19 protein-coding genes and 1 pseudogene are annotated in these 22,532 nt (G+C 75.2%); 5 read left to right on the top strand and 15 right to left on the bottom strand.

What is annotated here, in order from left to right; genetic code table 11:
- Window positions 1-89 precede the first annotated feature (89 nt).
- From ACFTWP_RS22470 to pdhA, 4 genes are all read right to left on the bottom strand, one after another.
- Complete coding sequence (locus tag ACFTWP_RS22470; protein WP_380266427.1) at window positions 90-1,346, bottom strand: benzoate/H(+) symporter BenE family transporter; 1,257 nt, start codon at window positions 1,344-1,346, stop codon at window positions 90-92.
- A gap of 190 nt (window positions 1,347-1,536) precedes the next feature.
- On the bottom strand, window positions 1,537-2,949 hold the full coding sequence (locus ACFTWP_RS22465; RefSeq protein WP_380266425.1) for a dihydrolipoamide acetyltransferase family protein: 1,413 nt from the start codon (window positions 2,947-2,949) through the stop codon (window positions 1,537-1,539).
- 14 nt (window positions 2,950-2,963) lie between these two features.
- Window positions 2,964-3,938 (bottom strand): alpha-ketoacid dehydrogenase subunit beta, encoded by a 975-nt coding sequence (locus ACFTWP_RS22460; RefSeq protein ID WP_380266424.1) that lies wholly within the window; start codon window positions 3,936-3,938, stop codon window positions 2,964-2,966.
- A complete protein-coding gene (pdhA, locus tag ACFTWP_RS22455) occupies window positions 3,938-5,089 on the bottom strand; it encodes a pyruvate dehydrogenase (acetyl-transferring) E1 component subunit alpha (protein ID WP_380266423.1) in 1,152 nt (383 codons plus the stop codon). Before pdhA ends, ACFTWP_RS22460 begins: the two co-directional genes overlap by 1 nt.
- A gap of 445 nt (window positions 5,090-5,534) precedes the next feature.
- Here pdhA and ACFTWP_RS22450 point away from each other — a divergent pair, with 445 nt between their 5' ends.
- Complete coding sequence (locus ACFTWP_RS22450) at window positions 5,535-6,194, top strand: response regulator (protein WP_380266422.1); 660 nt, start codon at window positions 5,535-5,537, stop codon at window positions 6,192-6,194.
- Window positions 6,195-6,380: 186 nt separating this feature from the next.
- A complete protein-coding gene (locus ACFTWP_RS22445; RefSeq protein ID WP_380266480.1) occupies window positions 6,381-7,406 on the top strand; it encodes a phosphotransferase enzyme family protein in 1,026 nt (341 codons plus the stop codon).
- A gap of 12 nt (window positions 7,407-7,418) precedes the next feature.
- On the opposite strand, the gene ACFTWP_RS22440 is transcribed toward ACFTWP_RS22445, so the two are convergent.
- From ACFTWP_RS22440 to ACFTWP_RS22420, 5 genes are all read right to left on the bottom strand, one after another.
- Complete coding sequence (locus tag ACFTWP_RS22440; RefSeq protein WP_380266421.1) at window positions 7,419-9,149, bottom strand: protein kinase; 1,731 nt, start codon at window positions 9,147-9,149, stop codon at window positions 7,419-7,421.
- A gap of 116 nt (window positions 9,150-9,265) precedes the next feature.
- Window positions 9,266-10,753, bottom strand: coding sequence for a protein kinase (locus ACFTWP_RS22435; protein WP_380266420.1), 1,488 nt, complete (start codon window positions 10,751-10,753; stop codon window positions 9,266-9,268).
- Between the two features lie 211 nt (window positions 10,754-10,964).
- Window positions 10,965-11,570 (bottom strand): bacterial proteasome activator family protein, encoded by a 606-nt coding sequence (locus tag ACFTWP_RS22430; RefSeq protein ID WP_380266419.1) that lies wholly within the window; start codon window positions 11,568-11,570, stop codon window positions 10,965-10,967.
- Between the two features lie 247 nt (window positions 11,571-11,817).
- Entirely contained in the window at window positions 11,818-12,981 is a 1,164-nt protein-coding gene (locus ACFTWP_RS22425) for a hypothetical protein (protein WP_380266418.1), read from the bottom strand.
- 170 nt (window positions 12,982-13,151) lie between these two features.
- Complete coding sequence (locus tag ACFTWP_RS22420; RefSeq protein ID WP_380266417.1) at window positions 13,152-14,129, bottom strand: NAD(P)H-quinone oxidoreductase; 978 nt, start codon at window positions 14,127-14,129, stop codon at window positions 13,152-13,154.
- A 142-nt stretch (window positions 14,130-14,271) separates the two neighbouring features.
- Between ACFTWP_RS22420 and ACFTWP_RS22415 the strand changes: the two genes are divergently transcribed.
- Window positions 14,272-15,387 carry a potassium channel family protein gene (locus tag ACFTWP_RS22415; protein WP_380266416.1) on the top strand — a complete coding sequence of 372 codons (1,116 nt, stop codon included), beginning with the start codon at window positions 14,272-14,274 and terminating at the stop codon, window positions 15,385-15,387.
- Window positions 15,388-15,472: 85 nt separating this feature from the next.
- Here ACFTWP_RS22415 and ACFTWP_RS22410 read toward each other — a convergent pair whose 3' ends face one another.
- The 5 genes and pseudogenes from ACFTWP_RS22410 to ACFTWP_RS22390 all read right to left on the bottom strand — a co-directional run bounded on the left by ACFTWP_RS22410 (window position 15,473) and on the right by ACFTWP_RS22390 (window position 19,657).
- Window positions 15,473-16,630: a molybdopterin molybdotransferase MoeA gene (locus tag ACFTWP_RS22410; RefSeq protein WP_380266479.1), complete on the bottom strand. Its 1,158-nt coding sequence runs from the start codon at window positions 16,628-16,630 to the stop codon at window positions 15,473-15,475.
- 149 nt (window positions 16,631-16,779) lie between these two features.
- A complete protein-coding gene (locus ACFTWP_RS22405) occupies window positions 16,780-17,043 on the bottom strand; it encodes a DUF6457 domain-containing protein (RefSeq protein WP_380266415.1) in 264 nt (87 codons plus the stop codon).
- A 146-nt stretch (window positions 17,044-17,189) separates the two neighbouring features.
- Window positions 17,190-17,804, bottom strand: a pseudogene (locus tag ACFTWP_RS22400) (molybdenum cofactor guanylyltransferase); the annotation flags it as partial.
- Window positions 17,805-17,898: 94 nt separating this feature from the next.
- On the bottom strand, window positions 17,899-18,858 hold the full coding sequence (locus tag ACFTWP_RS22395) for an MBL fold metallo-hydrolase (RefSeq protein ID WP_380266414.1): 960 nt from the start codon (window positions 18,856-18,858) through the stop codon (window positions 17,899-17,901).
- 163 nt (window positions 18,859-19,021) lie between these two features.
- Complete coding sequence (locus tag ACFTWP_RS22390; protein WP_380266413.1) at window positions 19,022-19,657, bottom strand: FMN-dependent NADH-azoreductase; 636 nt, start codon at window positions 19,655-19,657, stop codon at window positions 19,022-19,024.
- A gap of 104 nt (window positions 19,658-19,761) precedes the next feature.
- On the opposite strand from ACFTWP_RS22390, the gene ACFTWP_RS22385 reads away from it, so the two are divergent.
- Window positions 19,762-20,145, top strand: coding sequence for a winged helix-turn-helix transcriptional regulator (locus tag ACFTWP_RS22385; RefSeq protein ID WP_380266412.1), 384 nt, complete (start codon window positions 19,762-19,764; stop codon window positions 20,143-20,145).
- 90 nt (window positions 20,146-20,235) lie between these two features.
- On the opposite strand, the gene ACFTWP_RS22380 is transcribed toward ACFTWP_RS22385, so the two are convergent.
- Window positions 20,236-21,015, bottom strand: a complete 780-nt coding sequence (locus ACFTWP_RS22380) for a polyprenol monophosphomannose synthase (RefSeq protein ID WP_380266411.1) — start codon at window positions 21,013-21,015, stop codon at window positions 20,236-20,238.
- Between the two features lie 316 nt (window positions 21,016-21,331).
- On the opposite strand from ACFTWP_RS22380, the gene manA reads away from it, so the two are divergent.
- On the top strand, window positions 21,332-22,531 hold the full coding sequence (gene manA / locus ACFTWP_RS22375) for a mannose-6-phosphate isomerase, class I (protein ID WP_380266410.1): 1,200 nt from the start codon (window positions 21,332-21,334) through the stop codon (window positions 22,529-22,531).
- Window position 22,532 lies beyond the last annotated feature (1 nt).

The following is a 22,532-nucleotide window of genomic DNA, read 5'->3' as shown; positions in this document are numbered from 1 at the left end:
ATGACTTGCCATGCACTCGGCCGGTGACCGCCGTCCGGCCGAGCAGCTGCCCGCCCGCCGCCCGTCAGCCGGCCCACCCGCCGCACCCGTCAGCCGGCCGCCCCGCGACCGGAGCGCCCCGGTACCCGCGCACGCAGCAGCAGATGCGCCCCGACCCCGAGCAGGAGGCCCCAGAAGGCCGAGCCGATACCGAACCACGACATCCCGGACGCCGTCGCCAGGAAGGTCACCACGGCGGCGTCCCGCCCCTGCTCGTCGGCGACCGCCGCCGCCAGGCTGCCCTGCAGCGAGGCCAGCAGGGCGACCCCGGCGACGACGGCGACCAGTTCCTCGGGCAGGCCGGCGAACAGGCCGACCAGCACCCCGCCGAAGGTGCCGACCACCAGGTACAGCGCCCCGGCCGACATCCCGGCCACGTACCGGCGGCGCGGGTCCGGGTGGCTCTCCGGCCCGGCGCAGATCGCGGCGGTGATGGCCGCGATGTTGATCCCCGGCGAGCCGAACGGCGCCAGCAGCACCGAGACGCCGCCGGTGGCCCCGATCAGCAGCCGGTCGTCCGGCTGGTAGCCGAAGGCCCGCAGCACGCCGAGCCCGGGGGCGTTCTGCGAGGCCAGCGCGACGATGGTCAGCGGCAGCGCGAGGCCGACCAGGGACGGCCAGGAGAGGGCCGGCACGGTGAACACCGGCCGGGTCGGGCCGGCGGCCCCGCCCAGGTGCAGCGGCAGGCCCACGGTGACCGCCGCCAGCACCCCGCCCGCCACCAGCGCGACCGGTACGGCGTAGCGCGGCGCCAGCCGCTTGGCCAGCAGGAAGGCCGCGAAGGTGCCCAGTACCAGGGCCGGCGCGCCGTGCAGGGCGGTGAAGATGCCGGTGCCGAAGGAGAACAGGATCCCGGCGAGCATCGCGTTCACGATCCCGGCCGGGATCGCCCGGATCAGCCGCCCGAACAGCCCGGTGACCCCGAACAGCACGACCACCACCCCGCTCACCAGGTACGCGCCGACCGCCTCCCGGTACGGGTAGGCGCCGAGGCTGGTCACCAGCAGGGCCGCGCCCGGGGTGGACCAGGCTGTGATCACCGGCAGCCGGGTCCACCAGCTGAGCAGCAGGCAGGTCAGGCCGCTGCCGACGGCCACGGCCCAGATCCAGGAGGCGGTGTGCGCCTGGTCGAGCCTGCCGGCCGCCGCCGCGGCGAGGACGACCACCAGCGGGCCCGAGAACGAGACGACGATGCAGACCAGCCCGGCGAGCAGGGCCGGGAGGGAGGCGTCCCGGCGCAGCGAGCGGCGCCGGTCGTGGTCCGGCGGGTCCCCCACCGGCTGGGCCATGAGCTGCTGTTCGACCATCCCGGCAGTATCCCGGAGCGGGGCCCGCGGAGCCTCCGAAAAAACCTCCGCCCCCGCCTGCCGACCCGGCGGGGACGGACGCCGTCGGCGGAAGGGGTCGGTCTCCCCCGCCGGCGCACCGTCGGCACGCGCGACAGGGCCGTACCCCCACCGCGGTGGGGGTACGGCCCTGTGCCGGTTCCGGCGGGTGTCAGCCCCAGGTGATCAGGCGCTTGGGGCGCTCCAGCAGCGCGGCGACGTCCGCCAGCACCTTGGACCCCAGCTCCCCGTCCACCAGGCGGTGGTCGAAGGAGAGCGCCAGCGTGGTCACCTGGCGCGGCACCACCTTGCCCTTGTGCACCCACGGCATGTCCCGGACCGCGCCGAAGGCCAGGATGGCGGCCTCGCCGGGGTTGAGGATCGGGGTGCCGGTGTCGACGCCGAAGACGCCCACGTTGGTGATGGTGACGGTGCCGCCCTGCATGTCGGCCGGGGAGGTCCTGCCCTGGCGCGCGGTGTCCACCAGCTCGCCGAGCGCCGTGGCCAGACCGGAGAGGGTCCGGGCGCCGGCGTCCTTGATGTTGGGCACGATCAGTCCGCGCGGGGTGGCCGCGGCGATGCCGAGGTTCACCTGGCCCTTGATCACGATCTCCTGCGCGGCCTCGTCCCAGGAGGCGTTGATCTCCGGGTGGCGCTTGATCGCGGTGAGCAGCGCCTTGGCGACCAGCAGCAGCGGGCTGACCCGGACTCCCTGGCCCAGCTCGCCGGTCTCCTTGAGCCGCCGGACGAACTTCATCGTGCGGGTGACGTCGACCTGGACGAACTCGGTCACGTGCGGGGCGGTGAAGGCCGAGGCCACCATCGCCTGCGCGGTCGCCTTGCGGACGCCCTTGACCGGGATCCGCACCTCGCCGCCGGTGACCGCCACCGCGGCCGGGGCGAGCGGCTCCGCCGCCGCGACCTCCGGGGCGGGGGCGACCACGGCGGGCGGCGCCGCCGCCGCGTGGACGTCCTCGCGGGTGATCACGCCGTCCGGGCCGGTCGGGGTGACCGTCCGCAGGTCGACCCCGAGGTCCTTGGCGAGCTTGCGCACCGGCGGCTTGGCCAGCGGCCGCTCGCCGACGGCCTGCGCCGGCAGGACGGGCGCCGGCGCGGTGGGCGCGACGGGCGCCGCCGCCGGGGCCGGGGCCGCCACCGGGGTGCCGTTGGAGACCGCGACGGTGGTGGACTTGCGGGCCCGGCGCTGCGCGCCGCCGGTGCGGGGGCCGTAGCCGACCAGCACCTCGCGGCGCTCCGGCTCGGCGGCGGCCGGGGCGGCCTCCGCGACCGGCGCGGGCACGGGCGCGGCGGCGGGGGCGGGTGCCCCGCCGGCCACCGCGACCGTGATGATCGCGGTGCCGACGTCGACCGTCGCGCCCGCGGGGAAGAACAGCTGCTCGACCGTCCCGGTGAACGGGATCGGCAGCTCGACCGCCGCCTTCGCGGTCTCCACCTCGCAGACGATCTGGCCGTCGGTGACGGGATCGCCGGGCTTGACGTACCAGGTCAGGATCTCGGCCTCGGTGAGGCCCTCCCCGACGTCCGGCATCCTGAACTCGCGCAGCGAGCGAACTTCGGTGGTCATCATCGCTCCCTGGCTCAGTACGCGAACGAGCGGTCGACGGCGTCGAGCACGCGGTCCAGATCGGGCAGGAAGGCCTCTTCCACCCGGGAGGGCGGGTAGGGCGCGTGGTAGCCGCCGACCCGCAGGACCGGCGCCTCCAGGTGGTAGAAGCAGCGCTCGGTGAGGCGGGCGGCGAGCTCGGCGCCCATGCCGAGGAAGACCGGTGCCTCGTGCACCACGATGGCGCGTCCGGTGCGCTTGACCGAGGCCTCCAGGGCCGCGAAGTCCACCGGGGAGAGCGAGCGCAGGTCGACGACCTCCAGGCTGCGGCCGTCCTCCTGGGCCGCGGCGGCGGCGTCCAGGCAGACCTTGACCATCGGGCCGTAGGCGATCAGCGTGGCGTCGGTGCCGGAGCGCGCGATCCGGGCGTCGTACAGCGGCAGGTCGGCGGCGTCGCCGACCTCGCCCTTGTCCCAGTAGCGGCGCTTGGGCTCCAGGAAGATCACCGGGTCGTCCGAGGCGATCGCCTGGCGCAGCATCCAGTGCGCGTCGTGCGCGTTGGAGGGGCTGACCACCCGCAGGCCGGCGGTGTGCGCGAAGTACGCCTCGTGCGACTCGCTGTGGTGCTCGACCGCGCCGATGCCGCCCGCGTACGGGATGCGGACGGTGACGGGGAGCTTGACGTGCCCGAGCGCGCGGGCGTGCATCTTGGCGAGCTGGGAGACGATCTGGTCGAAGGCCGGGTAGACGAAGCCGTCGAACTGGATCTCCACCACCGGGCGGTAGCCGCGCAGCGCGAGGCCGATCGCGGTGCCGACGATGCCCGACTCGGCGAGCGGGGTGTCGATGACCCGGCTGTCGCCGAAGTCCTTCTGCAGTCCGTCGGTGATCCGGAAGACGCCGCCGAGCTTGCCGATGTCCTCACCCATCAGCAGCGTCTTGGGGTCGCTCTCCAGCGACTTGCGCAGGGCCTCGTTGAGCGCCTTCGCGATGCTGAGCTGACCGGCCATCAGAGGTTCTCCCCGCCCTCGAAGGAGGCCGCGTACGCGGTGTACTCGGCCCGTTCCTCGTCGACCAGCGTGTGCGGCTCCGCGTACACGTGGTCGAAGATCAGGGTCGGGTCCGGGTCCGGCATGGAGCGGACGCCCTCGCGGACCCGCAGGCCCAGCTCCTCGCTCCTGGCCTCGACCTCGGCGAAGAACGCCTCGTCGGCCAGGCCCTCGCGGTCCAGGTGGGCCTTGAGGCGGGAGATCGGGTCCTTGGCGCGCCAGGCCTCGGTCTCCTCGGCGAGCCGGTAGCGGGTGGGGTCGTCCGAGGTGGTGTGGGCGCCCATCCGGTAGGTGAAGGCCTCGACCAGCACCGGGCCGTTGCCGCTGCGGGCGTGGTCCAGTGCCCAGCGGGTGACCGCGAGGCAGGCCAGCACGTCGTTGCCGTCGACGCGGACGCCGGGGAAGCCGAAGCCGGAGGCGCGGCGGTACAGCGGGATCTTCGTCTGGGTGGTGGTCGGCTCGGAGATCGCCCACTGGTTGTTCTGGCAGAAGAAGACGACCGGCGCGTTGTAGACCGAGGCGAAGGTGAAGGCCTCGCTGACGTCGCCCTGGCTGGAGGCGCCGTCACCGAAGTACGCGATCACCGCGTCGTCGGTGCCGTCCTTGGTGATGCCCATCGCGTATCCGGTGGCGTGCAGGGCCTGCGCGCCGATCACGATGGTGTAGAGGTGGAAGTTCTTCTCGTTCGGGTCCCAGCCGCCGTGGTTCACGCCGCGGAACATGCCGAGCAGGTTGAGCGGGTCCACGTCCCGGCACCAGGCGACGCCGTGCTCGCGGTAGGTGGGGAAGGCGTAGTCGCCGGGGCGCATGGCGCGGCCCGAACCGACCTGGGCGGCCTCCTGGCCGAGCAGCGAGGCCCACAGGCCGAGCTCGCCCTGGCGCTGCAGCGACGTGGCCTCGGCGTCGAAACGCCGTACCAGGACGAGGTCGCGGTAGAGGTCGCGGAGCTCGTCCGGGGTGGTGGTGAGCGGATAGTCCGGGTGCTCGACCCGCTCACCCTCGGGGGTGAGCAACTGGATCAGCTCCGGCTGGGCTCCCGAACCTGCGGGGAGGTTGTCAGGGACGGCCGGGGCGGCCTTCTTGCGCGCCCTCGCCGTGCTTTTGACGGTCACGTTCACTCCTCGGTCTGTCCGGCCGCCCGGGGTCGCCGGTGACCGGTCCGGTCACCGCCTCGCGAGGCGCGCGTGGGTGTGCGCACCGGCTGCGGGGCAGGTGGTGATCCTCTTCCGACGGCGTACCTCACGAGAACGTTACCCAGCGACCGCCCTTGGCGCGCTTGCGCTAGGACGTCCTAGTTGTTCACGTCCGGGAGCGGCGGGTGTGGCGCAGCTCTCACGGTGGTGGCCGTCAGGACACCTGCGCACGCTATCCGGGCAGCGGGCTCCGCGTAAGGGGGTAATGGGGATCGGTTTTCCGTTCGGACGACGGGTGACGGGCCGCGCACCGGCGGTGCGCGGGCGCGTTCGCGGACCGGGGCGGGCGGGGCGCGGGCCCGGGGGCGGCGCACGCCGTGGCGGACGGCGGGTCCCCGGGCATCCGGTGTGGGACTCTTTGGAGGTGACGACAAACGGACATATCAGAGTATTTCTTCTCGACGACCACGAGGTGGTCCGGCGGGGCGTCCACGAACTGCTGTCCGTCGAGGGCGACATCGAGGTCGTCGGCGAGGCCGGCACCGCCGCCGAGGCCCTCGCCCGGATCCCGGCCGTGCACCCCGACGTGGCGGTGCTCGACGTCCGGCTGCCGGACGGCAACGGCGTCGAGGTCTGCCGCGAGATCCGCTCGCAGCTGCCGGACGTCAAGTGCCTGATGCTCACCTCGTTCTCCGACGACGAGGCGCTCTTCGACTCCATCATGGCCGGGGCCTCCGGCTACGTGCTCAAGGCGATCCGCGGCACCGACCTGATCACCGCGGTCCGGGACGTCGCGGCGGGCAGGTCGCTGCTCGACCCGGTCGCCACCAGCCGCGTGCTGGAGCGGCTGCGCGAGGGCGGCGAGAAGCAGGACGAGCGCCTCTCCCAGCTCACCAAGCAGGAGCGCCGGATCCTCGACCTGATCGGCGAGGGCATGACCAACCGGCAGATCGGCAACGAACTGCACCTCGCCGAGAAGACCGTGAAGAACTACGTCTCCAGCCTGCTGGCCAAGATGGGCATGGAACGGCGCACCCAGGCCGCCGCCTTCGTGGCCCGCCACCAGGCCGACCAGAGCCACTGAGCCGATGCCTCCGTTCACATCGGAGGCGACTTGTCAAGGGCCCCCACCGGGGGGCCCTACGCTCTGGCCGTGAGCCCACAAGCACTCTCAGCCACGGCCGCGGCGATCCGGCCCCCCGCTCCCCGCACACCTCCCACCGCGGCCCTGGCCTGCGCCCCGGCCCGGCCCGACCTCCAGGCCCCGCCGATAGGGACGCTCAGCCCGCCCGTGCCGCACTCCGCGCTGGCCGCCGTCCTGCGGACCTACCCGGTGGGCCGGCTGCTGGAGGCCCTGCCCGTCGCGGAGGGACTGCTCAACCGGGGCTACCGGATCACCACCGAGGCCGGCTCGTACTTCCTCAAGTGCTACGTGGACGCCGCCACCGCGAGCCGTCCGGTCATCGCCGGCCAGCACCGCGCGAGCGCCGGCCTGCACGCGCGCGGACTACCCGTCGCACCGCCGCTGGCCGCCGCCGACGGCCGTACGGTGACCGCCTTCGGCGACCGCCTCTTCGCGCTCTTCCCCTGGGTCGAGGGCCGGCACCGGCACGGGACCGGGCTCGACCTGCCGCAGTGCGAGGCGCTCGGCGCGCTGCTCGCCCGGCTGCACGGCGCGCTCGACGAGGTCTGCGCCGCCCCGCCGCAGCCGGCCGGCTACCGCAGCGCCGACCCGCGCGAGAGCGCCCGGCTGGCCGCCGCCCTGCGCCTGCGGGCGCGCGGACACCACCCGTACGGGGCCTTCGACGCGCTGGCCGAGCAGCGGCTGACCGAGCGGCTCGACCTGCTGGCCGACTTCGCCCACCGCCGCCCGGCGCCGGACGCGGCCCCGCGCACCGGCTGGACCCACGGGGACTTCCACGGCCTCAACCTGCTGTACCGGGAGGGCCGGGTGGCGACCGTCCTCGACTGGGACAAGCTCGGCCCGCAGCCGCAGGCCGAGGAGGCGGTGCGCGGCGCCACCCTGCTCTTCAACGATCCGGTGACCGGAGTGCTCGACCTGGTCCGGGTCCGCCGGTACTCCCAGGCCTACCGGGCCGCCGGCGCGGTCCGCCCGGAGGAGCTGGCCGCGGCGGTGCACCGGGTCTGGTGGGAGCGGCTGAACGACTTCTGGATCCTGCAGTGGCACTACCAGCGCGGCGACCACCGCGCCGATCCGCTGTTCCCCGCGACGGCGGGTCAGTTGGCCTGGTGGTGCCAGGAGTACGAACAGGTCCTGGACGCCTTCACCAACTGACCCGGCGGGTCGTCAGGGCAGGACCGGCGGCAGGGTCGTCTTGGGCGGGCCCCCGGTCGGCGCGGGGGCGGTCCCGGACGGCTCGGTCGTCGCGCTCGGGGACGTGGTCGCCGTCGGCGAGGCCGTCGCCGTCGGCGACTTGGTGGCCGTCGCGGTCGGCGAGGGCGAGGGCGACGGCGTGCTGTGCCGGGTCGGCGTCGGGGTGGGCACGAAGGTCTGGCTGTCCGTCGGCGCCTGGGTCTGCCTGGTGGCGGACGGCGAGGGCAGCGCGGACGGCGAGCTCTGCGTCGCCTCCGGGGCCGACGTGGTGGTCACCGCCGGGGTGCGGGGCGTGTCGCCGTTGTCGTTGTTGCCGGCCTGCACCGCGATGGCGATGCCGATCCCGGCCGCGACCAGGACGGCGACCACGCCGGCCACCCACCCCCACGGACCGCGGCGGTGGTCGTCGTCGTCCCCGCCGTCGTCCCCGCCGTTCGGCCCGCCCGGGCCCTGGTAGGGCCCCGAGGGGGTCTGGTAGGGGGAGCCCGCCTGGTAGGGCAGCGCGGTGGTCGGGTCGCTCCGGCCCACCGAGCCGAACGGCTCGGTGGCGGCGGTGCCGGCCGCCGGCGTGCCGTAACCGCCGTAGCCGCCCGAGCCGCCCGTCCCGGGGCCGGGGAAGGCTCCGCCGTGGCCCTGGCCGGCGGCGGCGAGCCCGGCGGCGGCGGCCGCGGCCGCCGCACCGGGGTAGCCGGCCTCGGCGCCGTGCAGCTGCCGCAGCGCGTGCTGGACGTGCGCGCGGAACTCGTCGGCGTCCTGGAAGCGGTCGTCGGGGTTCTTGGCCAGCGAGCGCAGCACCAGCGCGTCGAGCCCGGCCGGTACCCGCCGGTTGGCCTGCGATGGCGGCACCGGCGCGTCCTGGACGTGCTGGTAGACCACCGAGAGCGGGGTGTCACCGGTGAACGGCGGGCGCAGCGTCAGCAGTTCGTACAGCATGCAGCCGGCCGCGTACAGGTCGGAGCGGTGGTCGACCGCCTTGCCGAGGGCCTGCTCGGGCGAGAGGTACTGCGGGGTGCCCATGACCATGCCGGTCTGGGTCATGGTGCTGGCGGCGCCGGTGAGGGCCCGGGCGATGCCGAAGTCCATCACCTTGACCGCGCCGCCGGTCGTGATGATCACGTTGGCGGGCTTGATGTCGCGGTGCACGATGCCGTGCCGGTGGCTGTAGGCGAGCGCCTCCAGGACCCCGGCGATGATGATCAGCGCCTGGTCGACCGGCGGGGCCTCCTCGTCCACCAGCAGCTCGCGGACGGTGCGGCCCTCGACCAGCTCCATCACGATGTAGGGCGTGGACTCGTCGCCCTGGTGCTCCTCGCCGGTGTCGTACACGGCGACGATCGAGTGGTGGTTGAGGCCGGCGACCGACTGCGCCTCGCGGCTGAAGCGCAGCCGGGCGATGTCGTCCTGGGCCAGCTCGGGGCGGAGCAGCTTGACGGCGACGGTCCGGCCGAGCCGGACGTCCTGGGCGGCGAGGACCTCCGCCATGCCGCCGCGGCCGAGCCGGTGGGTCAGCCGGTAGCGGCCGTCCCCGACGGTGCCGAGCGGGGCCGCGCCGCCCCGGCCGGGGGTGTGCCCTCCGGTGCCGGTGGCCGGGAGGGCGGCGGTCGGAGCGGTGACGTCGGGCGGGCTGGGCGTCCCGCGCCCGGCCTCGTCCCGGCCGGCGCCGTGGTCCCCCTCGCCGTCGCCGGGCTGCTGCTTCTGTGCCATCGCTCCTCGCCCCGGGCCTTCGCTCGGATCGCGGTCGCCCTGTCGCTACGTAATCCCTAGAACGCTACCGCCTCGGGCAGCCTGCCGTGGCACGGCCGACCGGGCGGGACCTCACCTCAGAGCAGGCCCTCGCCCGCCGCGGGCCGGTGGTCCAGCCGGAGCACGGACGCCGTCCCGGTCAGCGAGTGGCCGCTGTAGTCGGACGACGTGTTGTCGGCCTTGGTCACCACGATGGCGATGATGATGATCACCAGCACGATCACGCCGATGATGATGCCGACCACCACCAGCGCGGTCGAGCACCCGTTGTTGTTGGTGGCCGGCGCCGGGGCGAACACCGGCTGCTGCATCGGCATCGGCGCGGGCGTGTGCGCCTGCTGCGGGAACGGCTGCGGGGTGTGCGGGGCCTGCGGGTGGAACCCGTGCGGCGGCGGGGTCCGGTACTGCGGCTGCGGGAACGGCTGCGGGGTGTGCGGGGCCTGCGGCTGCGGGAAGGGCTGCGGCGTGTGCGGGGCCTGCGGCGCCGGCGTCCGGTAGGGCGGCGGGGGCGTCTGCGGGCCGTACTGCGGCGCGGTGTGCACCGGCTGGTACGGCTGCTGCACCTGCGGGGTGGGCGTCCTGAGGTCGCCGGGCACCTGCGGCATGTTGGTGAGCGAGGTGGAGGCGTGCGCCGAGCGCGGGCCCTCGTTGATCACCAGCGGGGTGCTGGCCTGCAGCGGGCTGCCGGAGCCGCCGCCGATGACGCGCTCCACCTCCTCGCGCATCGCCTCCGCGGTCGGGAACCGGTGGGCCGGGTCCTTGCGCAGCGCCCGCGCCACCAGTGCGTCCACCGCCGGGGTGAGCGCCCGGTTCAGCGAGGACGGGACCGGCGGCTCCTCCTGCACGTGCTTGTACGCGATCGAGAACGGGGAGTCCCCGTCGAACGGCAGTCGGCCGGTGAGCAGCTCGAACAGCATGCAGCCGACGGAGTAGAGGTCGGAGCGGGCGTCCACGCTCTTGCCGAGGGCCTGCTCCGGCGAGAGGTACTGCGGGGTGCCGACGACCATGCCGGTCTGGGTCATCGAGGTGACCCCGGACTGCAGCGCGCGGGCGATGCCGAAGTCCATCACCTTGACGACGCCCTTGCGGTCGAACATCACGTTGCCGGGCTTGATGTCCCGGTGCACCAGGCCGGCGTCGTGCGAGGCCTCCAGGGCGGCCAGCACCCCGGCGGTGATCTTCAGCGCGCGCTCGGTGGGCATCGCGCCGTGCTGCGCGATGGCCTCGTTCAGCACGTCGCGCAGCGGCTGGCCCTCGACCAGCTGCATCACGATGTACGGGGTGGTGGCACCGTCGGCGGCGACGTCCTCGCCGGAGTCGTAGACCGTGACGATGTTGGTGTGTTCGAGCCGGGCGACGGCCTGCGCCTCGCGGCGGAAGCGCTCGCGGAAGGACTGCTCGCGGCCGAGTTCGGTGTGCAGGGTCTTCACCGCGACCTGGCGGTCCAGCACGTTGTCGTACGCGAGGTGCACGGAGGCCATGCCGCCCTCACCGAGCAGGTGCTGAAGCTCGTACCTGCCGTTGCCCAGGGAGTAGCCCTGACCCGCGGTGCCGCCCTCGCTCATGGTCCTCTGCTCCCCCCGGCCGCGGTGCCAACCCCGGCCGTGACGTTCGGTATCGTCCGTGCGGACCGGGCGCCGTCACCGGCCGGCCCGGCCCCCGCCGCGGCCTCGGGGGGCCTGCGACTGGGGCCAGGGTATCGGCTCGGAGGGGCACCGCTCGGTGCAGGGCCGACACTGTGACCGGCCTGCGACACCCCCGGGTGCGGCCACCTGCCTAGAGGTACGGCCCGGAGCGCATGCCCCGGCCCTCGCCGGGCTCCTCCAGGTCGTGCTCACCGCCGTGCAGACCCGGCGGAAGCGCCCGCCGCATCTGCTCCAACTGCGCCCGGGCGGCCATCTGCTGGGCGAACAGCGCGGTCTGGATGCCGTGGAACAGCCCCTCCAGCCAGCCCACCAGCTGGGCCTGCGCGATTCGCAGTTCGGCCTCGGTCGGGATGGTGTCCTCGGTGAACGGCAGCGACAGCCGCTCCAGCTCGGCGACCAGCTCGGGGGCCAGCCCGAGTTCCAGCTCCTTGATGGAGCTGGCGTGGATGTCCTTCAGCCGGACCCGGCTGGCCTCGTCCAGAGGCGCCGCCCGGACCTCCTCCAGCAGCTGCTTGATCATGCTGCCGATGCGCATGACCTTCGCCGGCTGCTCCACCATCTCCGTCACCGGGAGTTCGCGGGGCTCGAACCCCTCCTCCTCGCCGAGCCGGGCGAACCCCTGGCCCACGGGCATCCCGTCCGGCCCGACGATCAGCACCTTGGGCCCGTCCTCCGACTGGCCGCCCGACGCCTGGTACGACTCCTGCTGCGAGCGCTCGTTCATCGGCTTCGTCATGAATCCCATTCTCTCTCACCGGGCTTCGGGTAGCGGAAGACCCCGGCCCCCACCGGGCCCGTGACCGGCGCGTTCCGGCAGCCGGCGCCCGGCGGCCCGGGCCTTCCTCCCGGCCGTCCACGGCGCAGGCCCGTGGTGGCCGCCCCGGGTCGTGTGCGACCGTCACGCAGATGATCTGCCGCACCGTCAGATCCGGTCAAACGGCGTCCGCCGCGCGGAGCCTCCGCCGCACCGGCGCCGGCCGGGGTCAGCCCCGGCGCATCCGCAGGCCGACCAGGGCCAGGCCGCTCCCGATCAGCCCCAGACCGGCCCCGAGCGGCAGCTGCAGGGTCGAGGAGTCGGTCCAGCGGGTGGGGGTGGCGAGCGGCACCGGGACGGCGACGGTGGCGGCACCGGCCGCCAGCTCCTGCGGGGCCTGCGCCGCCTCGCCCGCGTCCGGCGGGGCGGGCGCCACGTCGTCGTCGGCCGCGCCGGTGCCCGCCGCCGGGGCGGGTGCCACGTCGCGCAGGTGGCCGCCCGCGCGGGCGTCGCGGCCCTGCGGCGCCGGATCCGGGTGGTGCCGCCGCAGCGGGGACCGGGCCGGCTGGGCGCCGCGGTCCGGCACCGGGTGCCGGGCGTCCGGGCCGGGGCGGGACGGATCGGGGCGGGACGGATCGGCGGACGGCTCGGCGGACGACTCGGCCGGCGCGGTGGGCGGCTGGTCGGGCGGCCCGAAGGGCGCAGCCTCCGGGGCGGCCGCGGGTGCGGACGGCTCCGCGAGCGGGGAGGGTACGGGCTCCGGCCGGTCCCCGCCCCAGCCCTGGTCCGACCGGTCGGGGCCGGCGCCGGGCGACCCCGCGCGCGTGGATCCGGAGGTGGGCGTGGGCGTGGAGGGCGTGCCCGGCCCGGTCGCCCCCGGGGACGGCTCCGGCCGGCTCTCCGCGTCCGGCTGGCCCTGCTGACCCGTCTCGTCCTGCTGGTCCTGCTCGGCCTGGTCCTGCTCGGCCGGATCGGCGTCCTCCGCGGCGGTCTGGTCCGGGGCGGAGTCCTCGGCGTACTGCGCCTCGGAGCCCTGGTCGCTCTCGGCGCCCTGGTCCTCGGCCGCCGGCCCGACGGGCGAGTTTCCGACGGCGGGCGCGGCGGGCGGGGTCGGGTCGGCGGACTCACCCGCGGCGGGGGCCGCTGCGAGCCGGACGATCGCGCCGGCCGCCGGCCCGCCCGCCGTCGCCGCGACGGCGCCGGTGGAGAGCAGCAGGGGCAGGGCGATGCCGGCGCCGGCCGCGGCCCAGCAGGCGGCGGCCAGGCGGAGACGTCCGCCGCCCGCGCGGACCGGGTGGCGAGTACGAACGGCACCGGCGGTGCCGCTGCCGTTGCGGGCGCCGTTCGGCGCGACGGGAGGGAGCTCGGAGAACACGTTCGGAGTCGTGGCCACGGACGGAGGTCCTTCCGACGGCCGGCCGCGCTCGGCGCGGGCGGCGGCGGGACAGCTCGGTAATCAGCCTCACACAATCCGGCATTCCGGGCATGTCGAACCGGTCCGCGCCGCGGCGGGCGGCCCGGGCGGGGCACCACCCATGACCTCCCCGCCCGCCGCCCCGCGCGTCACACCCGCAGCACCACCTTGCCCACCTGGGCGCCCGCCTCCAGCAGCTGGTGGCCGGCCCCCGCCTCCGCCAGCGGCAGCACCTGGTGCACCACCGGCCGGACCACACCGCCCTCGATCAGCGGCCAGACGTGCTCGCGCACGCCCGCGACGATCGCCGCCTTCTCCGCCAGCGGACGACCCCGGAGCGAGGTGGCCACCACCGCGGCCCGCTTGGCGAGCAGCGCGGCCAGGTTCACCTCGGCCTTCACCCCGCCCTGCAGGCCGATGATCACCAGCCGCCCGTTCACGGCCAGTGAATCGACGTTCCGCTCCAGGTACTTGGCGCCCATGATGTCCAGGACGACGTCGACCCCGACCCCGCCGGTGGCCTCCTGGACGGCCTGCGCGAAGTCCTGCTCGCGGTAGTTGATCCCGACGTCGGCACCCAGCTCGGCGCAGCGTGCGAGCTTCTCCGCGCTGCCGGCCGTCACCAGCACCCGGGCGCCCACCGCCTTGGCCAGCTGGATCGCCATGGTGCCGATCCCGCTCGCCCCGCCGTGCAGCAGCACCGTCTCGGTCGGGCGCAGGTGCGCCACCATGAAGAGGTTCGACCAGACCGTCGCGGTCACCTCCGGCAGGGCCGCGGCCTCCACCAGATCGACCCCCTTCGGCACCGGCAGCAGCTGCCCGACGGGCACCGCCACCCGCTCCGCGTAGCCGCCGCCGGCCAGCAGCGCGCACACCTCGTCGCCGACGCCCCAGCCGGAGACCCCGGCGCCGAGCGCGACGATCCGCCCCGAGCACTCCAGGCCGGGGTAGCGGGAGGCGCCGGGCGGCGGGTCGTAGAAGCCCTGGCGCTGCAACAGGTCGGCCCGGTTGACGGCGGTCGCCACGACCTCGACCAGCACCTCGCCGTCGCCGGGTACGGGATCGGGGACTTCGGCCCAGGTCAGCGCTTCGGGGCCGCCGGGCTGGGGAATTGTGATGGCTCGCATGCCCGCCACGCTACGCCCGCCGGGCGGGCGCACCGGCGAACGACCGGGCCCCGCGCGGCCCGGCGGGATCCGGGCGCCCCGGCCGGCCGGGGCAGCGCGGCGGTGTCGGTCACCCGCGCCGGGCCGCCGCATGATTCTTCGTATGACCATCGACAGACCACCACCCCGGCCGCGCGCCCGGCCGTCGCGGCTGCGATTGGCCGGCATCGGCGCCAGGAGCCTCGCGGACGGCGGCAGCGAGTCCGACCGTCAGATCGCCCTGCCCAGCCGTCGGGCCACCCCGCCGCTGCGGCAGGTGATGAAGCGCCTGCTGCTGGCCCTCGGCGTGCTGGTCGCCACCACCCTGATCGTCTACGCGGACCGCGGCGGCTACAACGACAACTCCGACGGCCAGGTCGACTTCCTGGACGCCGCCTACTACGCCACGGTCACCCTCTCCACCACCGGGTACGGCGACATCACCCCGGTCAGCGACAGTGCCAGGCTCATCAACATCCTCGTGATCACCCCCCTGCGGGTGGTGTTCCTGATCATCCTGGTCGGCACCACCCTGGAGGTGCTCACCGAACGCACCCGCCAGCAATGGCGCATCGGACGCTGGAGGTCCACCGTGCGCGAGCACACCGTCGTCATCGGCTACGGCACCAAGGGGCGCACCACCGTGGACACCCTGCTCGGCCAGGGCGTCCGCAAGGACTCGATCGTCGTGGTCGACCCCCAGCAGAAGGTGATCGACCAGGCGGCCCGGGACGGCCTGGTCGGCGTGGTCGGCGACGCCACCCGCACGGACACCCTGCTGCGCGCCGAACTCCCCCGCGCGGCGCAGGTGGTGGTCGCACCGGAACGCGACGACACCGCCGTCCTGATCACCCTGACCGCCCGCCAGCTCAACAAGGCCGCCACCGTCGTGGCGGCCGTGCGGGAGGACGAGAACGCGCCGCTGCTGCGCCAGAGCGGCGCCGACGTGGTGGTGACCAGCTCCAGCTCGGCGGGGCGGCTGCTCGGCATGTCGATGCTCAGCCCGCACGCCGGCTCGGTGATGGAGGACCTGCTCACCTACGGCACCGGCCTGGACGTGGTGGAGCGCCCGGTCACCCGGGCCGAGGCCGGGCGCAGCCCGCGCGAGTGCGCCGACCTGGTGGTGGCGGTGGTCCGGGGGCGCCGGGTGCTCAACTACACCGACCCGGAGGCCGCCACCCTGCACCTCACCGACCGGGTCATCACCATCCGCCAGGCCACCCCGACGGCGTCCGGCTGACCGTCCGACCGATTGACCGACTGACCGGCGCGGGCCGCCGGGGCCGGGCCCGGGGCAGGACCGGGACCGCGACGGCGACGGGGGCTCAGGGCACCGGCAGGAGCTCCACCGGGGCGCCCGCCGGGACGCCGCCCGGCGGCACCACGGCGAGGGCCTCGGCCAGCGCCAGCCCGCGCAGCATCGCGGGGCCGTCGAAGGCCAGGCCCACCACCCCCCGCACGGTCCGCCGGACGGGCACCAGCCGGGTGTCCTGCGGATGGCCGGCCAGCGCCTCGGCGGCCGGCGCCACGCACGGGCCGGCGGCGGCCCGCCCGGCGAGCGCGTGGAGCAGCGGCAGCGCCAGCGTGACCGTCCCCGCGACCGCGGCCAGCGGATTGCCGGGCAGCCCCACCAGGTGGCGGCCGTCCGGGAGTTCGGCGAGCAGCATCGGGTGGCCGGGGCGGACGGCCACCCCGTCCACCAGCAGCCGGGCACCGGCCGCGCCCAGCGCCCGGTGCAGGAAGTCGACCGGCCCGGCGGCGGTGCCGCCGGTGGTGACCAGCACGTCGGCGGGCGAGTGCCGGACGGCGTCGCGGAGCAGGTCGAAGTCGTCGCGTACCGACCGCCGGCCGAGCACCTCGGCGCCGGCCGCGCACAACCAGGGCTGCAGCAGCGGCCCGAGCGCGTCCCGGACCATGCCCGGCCGCGGCAGCCCGGACTCCTGGAGTTCGTCGCCGAGGACGAGCAGGTCGACGGTGGGGCGGCGGTGCACGGCGAGCCGGTCGTGCCCGCAGGCCGCGGCCAGGCCGAGGACGGACGGACCGACCCGGGTCCCGGCCGGGAGCAGCCGATCGCCCCGGTGGCACTCCTGCCCGCGCGGGCGGACGTCCTGCCCGGGGGCGAGGCCACCCGGTGTGCGGTCGTGCAGCAGGGCGCCGTCCGGGCGGCCGTGCTCGCGCCGCAGCACGGCGGTGGCCCCGGGCGGCAGCTGGGCCCCGGTGGCGATCTCCACCGCGGCGCCGTCCGGGAGCGGCCCGGCGCCGGCCGGTTCTCCGGCGAGCAGTCGGCCGGCCGGGCGCCAGGGGCCCGGGCCCGCGACGGCCCAGCCGTCCATCGCGGAGGTGTCGAAGGCGGGCAGGTCGGTGAGCGCGGTGAGCGGCTCGGCGAGGGTCCGGTCGAGCGCGTCCGCGAGGTCGACCCGCAGCGGCTCCGCCGGTCGCCGGCCGGCCCGGCGGGCCGCCTCGCGGGCCCGCTCCCAGGTCAGCTCGTGGACGGCGTCGCCCGCGGTGATCCGGCCGGCCGCAGTGCCGGGGCCCGGGGAGGCGGCGCCGGGAGGCGGGCCGCCCGCACGGTGGTCGCCCGGACGGTGGTCGCCCGGACCGGGCGTCCCCGGTTCCGCGCCCGCCAGGACGCTCACGTCCCGTCCGGCGGGGTGGCGGCGGTCCAGCGCTCCGCGAGGGCCACCGTGCGCCGGGTGGCGGCGTCCACGGCCTGCGCCCCGCCGCCCTGCTGGGCGGCCGCGTAGCCGATCAGGAAGGCGGTCAGCGGGGCCGCCGGGCGGGCCACCCCGTGCGCGACCACCCGGGTGAGGTCCAGCAGTCCGGGTACGTCGACGTCGAGTTCGATGCCCAGCTCGTTGCTGACCTCGGCGATCCAGTCGTCCAGCGTGCGCTCCATGGCACCCATGCTGCCTGATCCGGCGCGGAGCGCGATGTTGGGGCGGTGAGCAGCGCGCGTCGTTTCGCTCACCCGCGGCCGGCGGCGGCTGTGAGCGGGCCCGATCACGCCCGCCCGGGCCCGCCCGGCGGCCGCCCGGCGCCGGCCCGCTCGCGGGCCCGGGCCAGTTCCTCCCAGGTGTCGCAGTCCTGGGTGACGTCCTCGGTGTCCGCGAGTCGTACGGTGCGCAGTCCGCCGGTGAGCCGGCGCAGCGGGACGCCCGCCGGGTCCCCCAGGGCGGCGAGGGCGGCGCGCAGCGCGGCGGTGCGGTAGGCGGCGGCGAGCGGCTGGTCCCGGCCGGCCGCGTCCACCAGCAGGGCGGCCTCGGGGGCTTCGTCCGGCCCGGTCCGGTCGGGGCGGTCGAGCGCGGGGCCGTCGAGCGCGGGGCCGTCGAGCGCCTCGACCAGGCGGTGGACGGTCCGTTCGTCGAGGAAGGGCAGGTCGGCGGCCAGCAGCAGCACGGTGGCCGAGTCCACCCGGGCCAGGCCGGCGGCGACCGCGGCGACGGGTCCGCCGCCGGGCGGCTCCTCCCTGGTCCACCGCAGTCCGGTGCGGGCGGTCGGGCGGACGGGCCCCACCACCACGGTGGCGGCGGCGCCCGCGCAGGCGGCGAGCACCCGGTCGAGGAGGGTGTCCGCGCCCACCGTCAGGCCCGGCTTGTCCGCCCCGCCGAGGCGCCGCGCCGCGCCGCCGGCGGCCACGATGGCGTCGTACGGTGTCATGCCGTCAGTATCCGCCGACGGGCGCGGTTCCCGTCGCGGACCGCGGGCGGGCCGAGCGGGTCCGCCCGAGTCGGGCAGGCCGGGGAGGCCCCGGTCAGGTCCGGCCGGGGCCGGCGTCGAGGTCGTCGTCCTCCACGATCTCGCCCTCGACGATCTCGTCCTCGCTCTCCCGCCGCACGGCCTGTTCCCGGGCCACGTTGGCGGCGGCGCCGTGCTCCAGGATCGCGGGCAGCGTGAGCCCGGCGTACCGCTCGTTCATCGCCGCGACCAGTGCCTCCGCATCCGTGGGGTGCTCGCGCAGCCGCTCGTCGAAGTCCTTCAGGTACTGGCCGGTGAAGGCCAGCACCTCGGCGGCGTCGTCACCGAGGTCGGCCGCCCGGTGCCCGGCGATCACGCGTTCGACGCCGAGTTCGGCGATCCGGCCCAGGTTGCGCCGCCATTCGGCGCGCTGCTCGGGTGTGGTGTCCGCGGTCCAGACGTGGGTGCCCTGGTAGGCGAAGTCCCCGGCGACCACGGTGCGGATGCTCGGCACGTGCACCACGGTGGAGCCGGCGCAGTCGCCCTGGCCGAGCAGCAGCACGGGGATCAGCTGGCGGTCGACCATCAGGGGCTGCGGGAGCAGCTGCGCGGGCACCAGCGGATGGTCGGGGATGTCGTCCCCGTAGACCGGCTTCCACTGGGCGACCTTGGCGGCGGCGGTGCGCATGATGCCCTCCACCACGGGCGGGGCGGCCAGCAGCTGCGCCTCGGGGAAGAGCCGCAGCACCTCCTCGGCACCGAAGTAGTGGTCGGGGTGCTGGTGGGTGATGACGATGGCCAGCAGTCGCCGGCCCTTGCCGGCCACCCACTCGGCGAGTTCGCGGCCGGCGCTGCGGGTCAGCTGGGCGTCCACCAGGATCGCGGTGCGCTCGCCGAGGATGAGCGTGGAGGTGGCGAAGAAGGCCGACTCGGGGCCGGTGAAGACCGCGATCTCCAGCGGGCGGACGTCCCGGGCGCCGGGGTGGTGGGCCGCCGGGCCCGGTCCGGCGCTCTCCTCGGACGGGGACGGCGTCACTGTCTGCTCCCTGGTCGCGATCGGCGGGCGGGCCGGTTCTCGCCCCGGCCCGCCGTGTCCGACCAGCATGGGAGCTGGCGCCCCGGTTCGCCGGTTAGGCGCGCCCGGCCGAGTGGTGGGCCGGGCCGCCGTACGCCGCCGCCGGACGGGGTGCGCCGGGCGTTCAGGCGGCGAGCGCCTTGGCCTTGGCCTCGGCGGCCTGCAGGGCCTGCTCCTTGGAGATCCGGGCGTGCTCGATGAACTCGGCCAGCGCCGGGTTGACCGGGGCCAGGGTGAACTCGGGGACGATGAAGTCGACCTCCAGGCCGAGCATCCCGGTGAGCACCTTCTCCAGGTAGTTGGTGACGAACTCGAAGCTCTCGCGCGGGCTGCCCGGGCCGTACGAGCCGCCGCGGGCGGAGACCACGGTGACGGGCGTGCCGGCCGCCGAGGGGCTCTCGCCGCCGGTGCGCCCGACGATGATCACCTGGTCCAGCCAGGCCTTCAGGCTGGAGGGGATCGTGAAGTTGTACATCGGGGTGCCGATCACGATCGCGTCGGCCTGCTCCAGCTCCTCCGCGAGCGCCTCGCGCAGCGCGAGCGCCGCCTCCTGCTCGGGGCTGCGGTGCTCGGCCGGGACGAAGGGGGCGGTGATCGCGGCGCCGTCCAGGTGCGGGAGGGGCTCCGCGGCGAGGTCGCGGTGGATCACGGTGCCGCCGGGGTGCTGCTCCAGCCAGGCGTCGCGGAAGGCGGCGGAGACCTCGCGGGAGACGGAGCCGTCGAGGAGGGCGGAGGAGTCGATGTGCAGGAGCGTGGGCATGGTGACCTCGAATTGATTAGGAGCTGAGCTTTAGTGGGGAGCTGCTAATAACGTAGCAGCTTACTTTTCTATAGTCACTAGCGGACGGCCGGTACCCTGTAGTCATGGCCACGCAGGAGGTACCGACGAGCACGGCCGAGCCCTGCGCAGGCGTGGGCCTCGCCATCACCCGGGCCTTCGCGCTGCTCGGCAAGCGCTGGAGCGGGCTGGTCGTCGCGGTGCTGGACAAGCACGGGCCCAGCTACTTCTCCGAAGTACGCCGCGCCGTGCCCGGCATCAGCGAGCGGATGCTCTCCGACCGCCTCACCGAGCTCGCCGACGCCGGGCTCGTCCTGCGCCAGGTCGACGAGGGCCCGCCACTGCGCGTCAGCTACCGCCTCACCGAGGCCGGCGCCGCACTCGGCCCCGCCCTGGGCGAGCTGGCCCACTGGGCCGAGGTGCACCTGCCCCCGGAGGCCCTGGAGCGCTCCTGCACGCCGGAGTGCTGACGGGAGCGCACCGCACGACGCCCGAGAACGCAACAGCACCCGGACCAGGAGGTCCGGGTGCTGCGCTGTTCTCGGGGTGCGGCGGCGAGGCTACTTGGCGCTGCTGCCGGCGCTCTTCCTGCCGGTGATCCGCTCGAAGCGGTCGGCGACGCCCCAGGAGGTGACCCGCCACAGGGCCTCCAGGACGATGCTCCGGCTCATCTTCGACGCGCCGAGCTCCCGCTCGACGAAGGTGATCGGCACCTCGGCGACCTTGAAACCGGCCTTCACCGTGCGCCAGGCGAGGTCCACCTGGAAGCAGTACCCGGCCGAGGCGACCTCGTCCATGCCCAGCCCCAGCAGCGTCTCCTTGCGGAACGCCCGGTAGCCGCCGGTCACGTCGCGGATCGGCACGCCCAGCATCAGGCGCGAGTAGGTCGAGCCGCCGCGGGAGAGCAGCAGTCGCGACTTGGGCCAGTTCACGACCCGGCCGCCCGGCACCCAGCGCGAACCCAGCACCAGGTCGGCGCCGCGCAGCGCGGTCAGCAGCCGGTCCAGCTCCTCGGGGCGGTGGGAGCCGTCGGCGTCCATCTCGACCAGCACGTCGTAGCCGTGCTCGATGCCCCAGCGGAACCCCGCCAGGTACGCGGCGCCGAGCCCCTCCTTGCCCTTGCGGTGCAGCACCTGCACCTGCGGGTCCTCGGCGGCCAGCTTGTCGGCGATGTCACCGGTGCCGTCCGGGCTGTTGTCGTCCGCCACCAGCACGTGGACCTCGGGCACGGCGGCCCGCACCCGGCCGACGATCAGCTCGACGTTCTCAGCCTCGTTGTACGTCGGGATGATCACCAGCACCCTGCCGAGATCGGCAAAACTCTGCTGGGTCTCGGTCACGTGCAAGCCTCTCGAACGATGGGGGCGGGAAGCGCCGCCCGTACCCGCATCACAGGGATGCGGGACCTGTCGGACGGCCCGCGGAGACAGAAAGTCTTGGGAACCGGCATCCTATACCGCACCCGGACGGCCGTTTTTCACGCGGTTGGCGACGACGGTCCGCAGCCGGACGGCCGACCGCTCGAACGGATTGCCAAGCCGTACGATCAGTCGGCTAGGGTCGTCTCCCGGCCTCGGCCAGGATTGACCGCGCCCGCAGGGCCCCCGCCCGGCGATCCGGCGCCCCCGCCAGTGCCGAAGGAGTAGGACCGCGCACATGGACCGGCTCGTCAACACCGTCCGCCCGTACGCCTGGGGTTCGGTCACCGCGATCCCCGAACTGCTCGGGCAGCAGCCCACCGGCGGTCCGCAGGCCGAGCTCTGGATGGGCGCCCACCCCGGCGCACCCTCCCGCGCCGACCGCGGCGACGGCCCGCGCGCGCTGGACGAACTGATCGCCGCCGATCCGCAGGGCGAACTCGGCGCCGCCACGGTCGCACGGTTCGGCACCGGGCTGCCCTTCCTGTTCAAGGTCCTCGCCGCGGGCATCCCGCTGTCCATCCAGGCGCACCCCACCCTGGAGCAGGCCCGCACCGGCTTCGCCGCCGAAGAGGCTCTCGGCATCCCCGCGGACGCTCCGCACCGGAACTACCGCGACGCCAACCACAAGCCCGAACTCATCTGCGCGCTCGACGAGTTCGACGGCCTCTGCGGGTTCCGCCGGCCCGCCGACGCGGCCCGCCTGATGGCCGCCCTCGACGTGCCCGCGCTCACCCCGCTGATCGACCTGCTGCGCCGCGAGCCCGCCTCCGACGCCCTGCGCGAGGCCCTCGCGACCGTGCTGTCCATGGACGGGGACACCGCGGCCCCGATCGTCCGTGCGACCGCCGACGCCGTGGACAAGGCCGCCGCCGGTGATCCGCAGGGCCCGTACGCGCCGTACGCGCTGATCGCCCGGACCTTCCCCGGCGACATCGGCCTGCTCGCCGGGATGCTGCTCAACCACGTCCGGCTCCAGCCGGGCGAGGCCCTCTACCTCGGCGCCGGAGTCCCGCACGGCTACCTGTACGGCACCGCGGTGGAGTTGATGGCCAACTCGGACAACGTGCTGCGGGCCGGCCTCACGCCCAAGCACATCGACGTCCCCGAACTGCTGAAGGTGGTCGGCTTCACCCCCTCCGACCCGGACGTGCTGCGGCCCGTCCCGGTGCCGGGCACGCCCGGCGAGGAGCTCTACCCCGTACCGATCGACGAGTTCCGGCTCTCCCGCTTCCGGCTGGGCGACGAGCCCCGCCGGATCGACGGCCGCGCCCCGCAGATCCTGCTCTGCACCGCAGGCACCGCCCGGCTGACCGCCGCCGACGGCCAGACCCTGGACCTCGCCCGCGGCGAGTCCGCCTTCCTCCCGGCGACCGGCGCCCACACCGCCCTCGCCGGCCCGGGCGCCACCCTCTTCCGGGCCACCGTCACGCTCTGAG

This window comes from Kitasatospora sp. NPDC057015 (genome assembly GCF_042673745.1).
In the GTDB taxonomy this organism is placed as follows: Bacteria; Actinomycetota; Actinomycetes; order Streptomycetales; family Streptomycetaceae; genus Kitasatospora.
Note: the sequence above shows the minus strand (reverse complement) of the source record. Positions and strands in the feature narration are given on the sequence as shown.

What these genes read in the sequence shown, in the direction of transcription:
- ACFTWP_RS22415 (WP_380266416.1), top strand. Translation starts at nt 14,272, where the DNA reads ATGACCATCGACAGACCACCACCCCGGCCGCGCGCCCGGCCGTCGCGG.
- manA (WP_380266410.1), top strand. Translation starts at nt 21,332, where the DNA reads ATGGACCGGCTCGTCAACACCGTCCGCCCGTACGCCTGGGGTTCGGTC.
- ACFTWP_RS22435 (WP_380266420.1), bottom strand. Translation starts at nt 10,753, where the DNA reads ATGAGCGAGGGCGGCACCGCGGGTCAGGGCTACTCCCTGGGCAACGGC.
- ACFTWP_RS22460 (WP_380266424.1), bottom strand. Translation starts at nt 3,938, where the DNA reads ATGGCCGGTCAGCTCAGCATCGCGAAGGCGCTCAACGAGGCCCTGCGC.
- ACFTWP_RS22465 (WP_380266425.1), bottom strand. Translation starts at nt 2,949, where the DNA reads ATGACCACCGAAGTTCGCTCGCTGCGCGAGTTCAGGATGCCGGACGTC.
- ACFTWP_RS22405 (WP_380266415.1), bottom strand. Translation starts at nt 17,043, where the DNA reads ATGGAGCGCACGCTGGACGACTGGATCGCCGAGGTCAGCAACGAGCTG.
- ACFTWP_RS22385 (WP_380266412.1), top strand. Translation starts at nt 19,762, where the DNA reads ATGGCCACGCAGGAGGTACCGACGAGCACGGCCGAGCCCTGCGCAGGC.
- ACFTWP_RS22470 (WP_380266427.1), bottom strand. Translation starts at nt 1,346, where the DNA reads ATGGTCGAACAGCAGCTCATGGCCCAGCCGGTGGGGGACCCGCCGGAC.
- ACFTWP_RS22420 (WP_380266417.1), bottom strand. Translation starts at nt 14,129, where the DNA reads ATGCGAGCCATCACAATTCCCCAGCCCGGCGGCCCCGAAGCGCTGACC.
- ACFTWP_RS22390 (WP_380266413.1), bottom strand. Translation starts at nt 19,657, where the DNA reads ATGCCCACGCTCCTGCACATCGACTCCTCCGCCCTCCTCGACGGCTCC.
- ACFTWP_RS22440 (WP_380266421.1), bottom strand. Translation starts at nt 9,149, where the DNA reads ATGGCACAGAAGCAGCAGCCCGGCGACGGCGAGGGGGACCACGGCGCC.
- ACFTWP_RS22430 (WP_380266419.1), bottom strand. Translation starts at nt 11,570, where the DNA reads ATGACGAAGCCGATGAACGAGCGCTCGCAGCAGGAGTCGTACCAGGCG.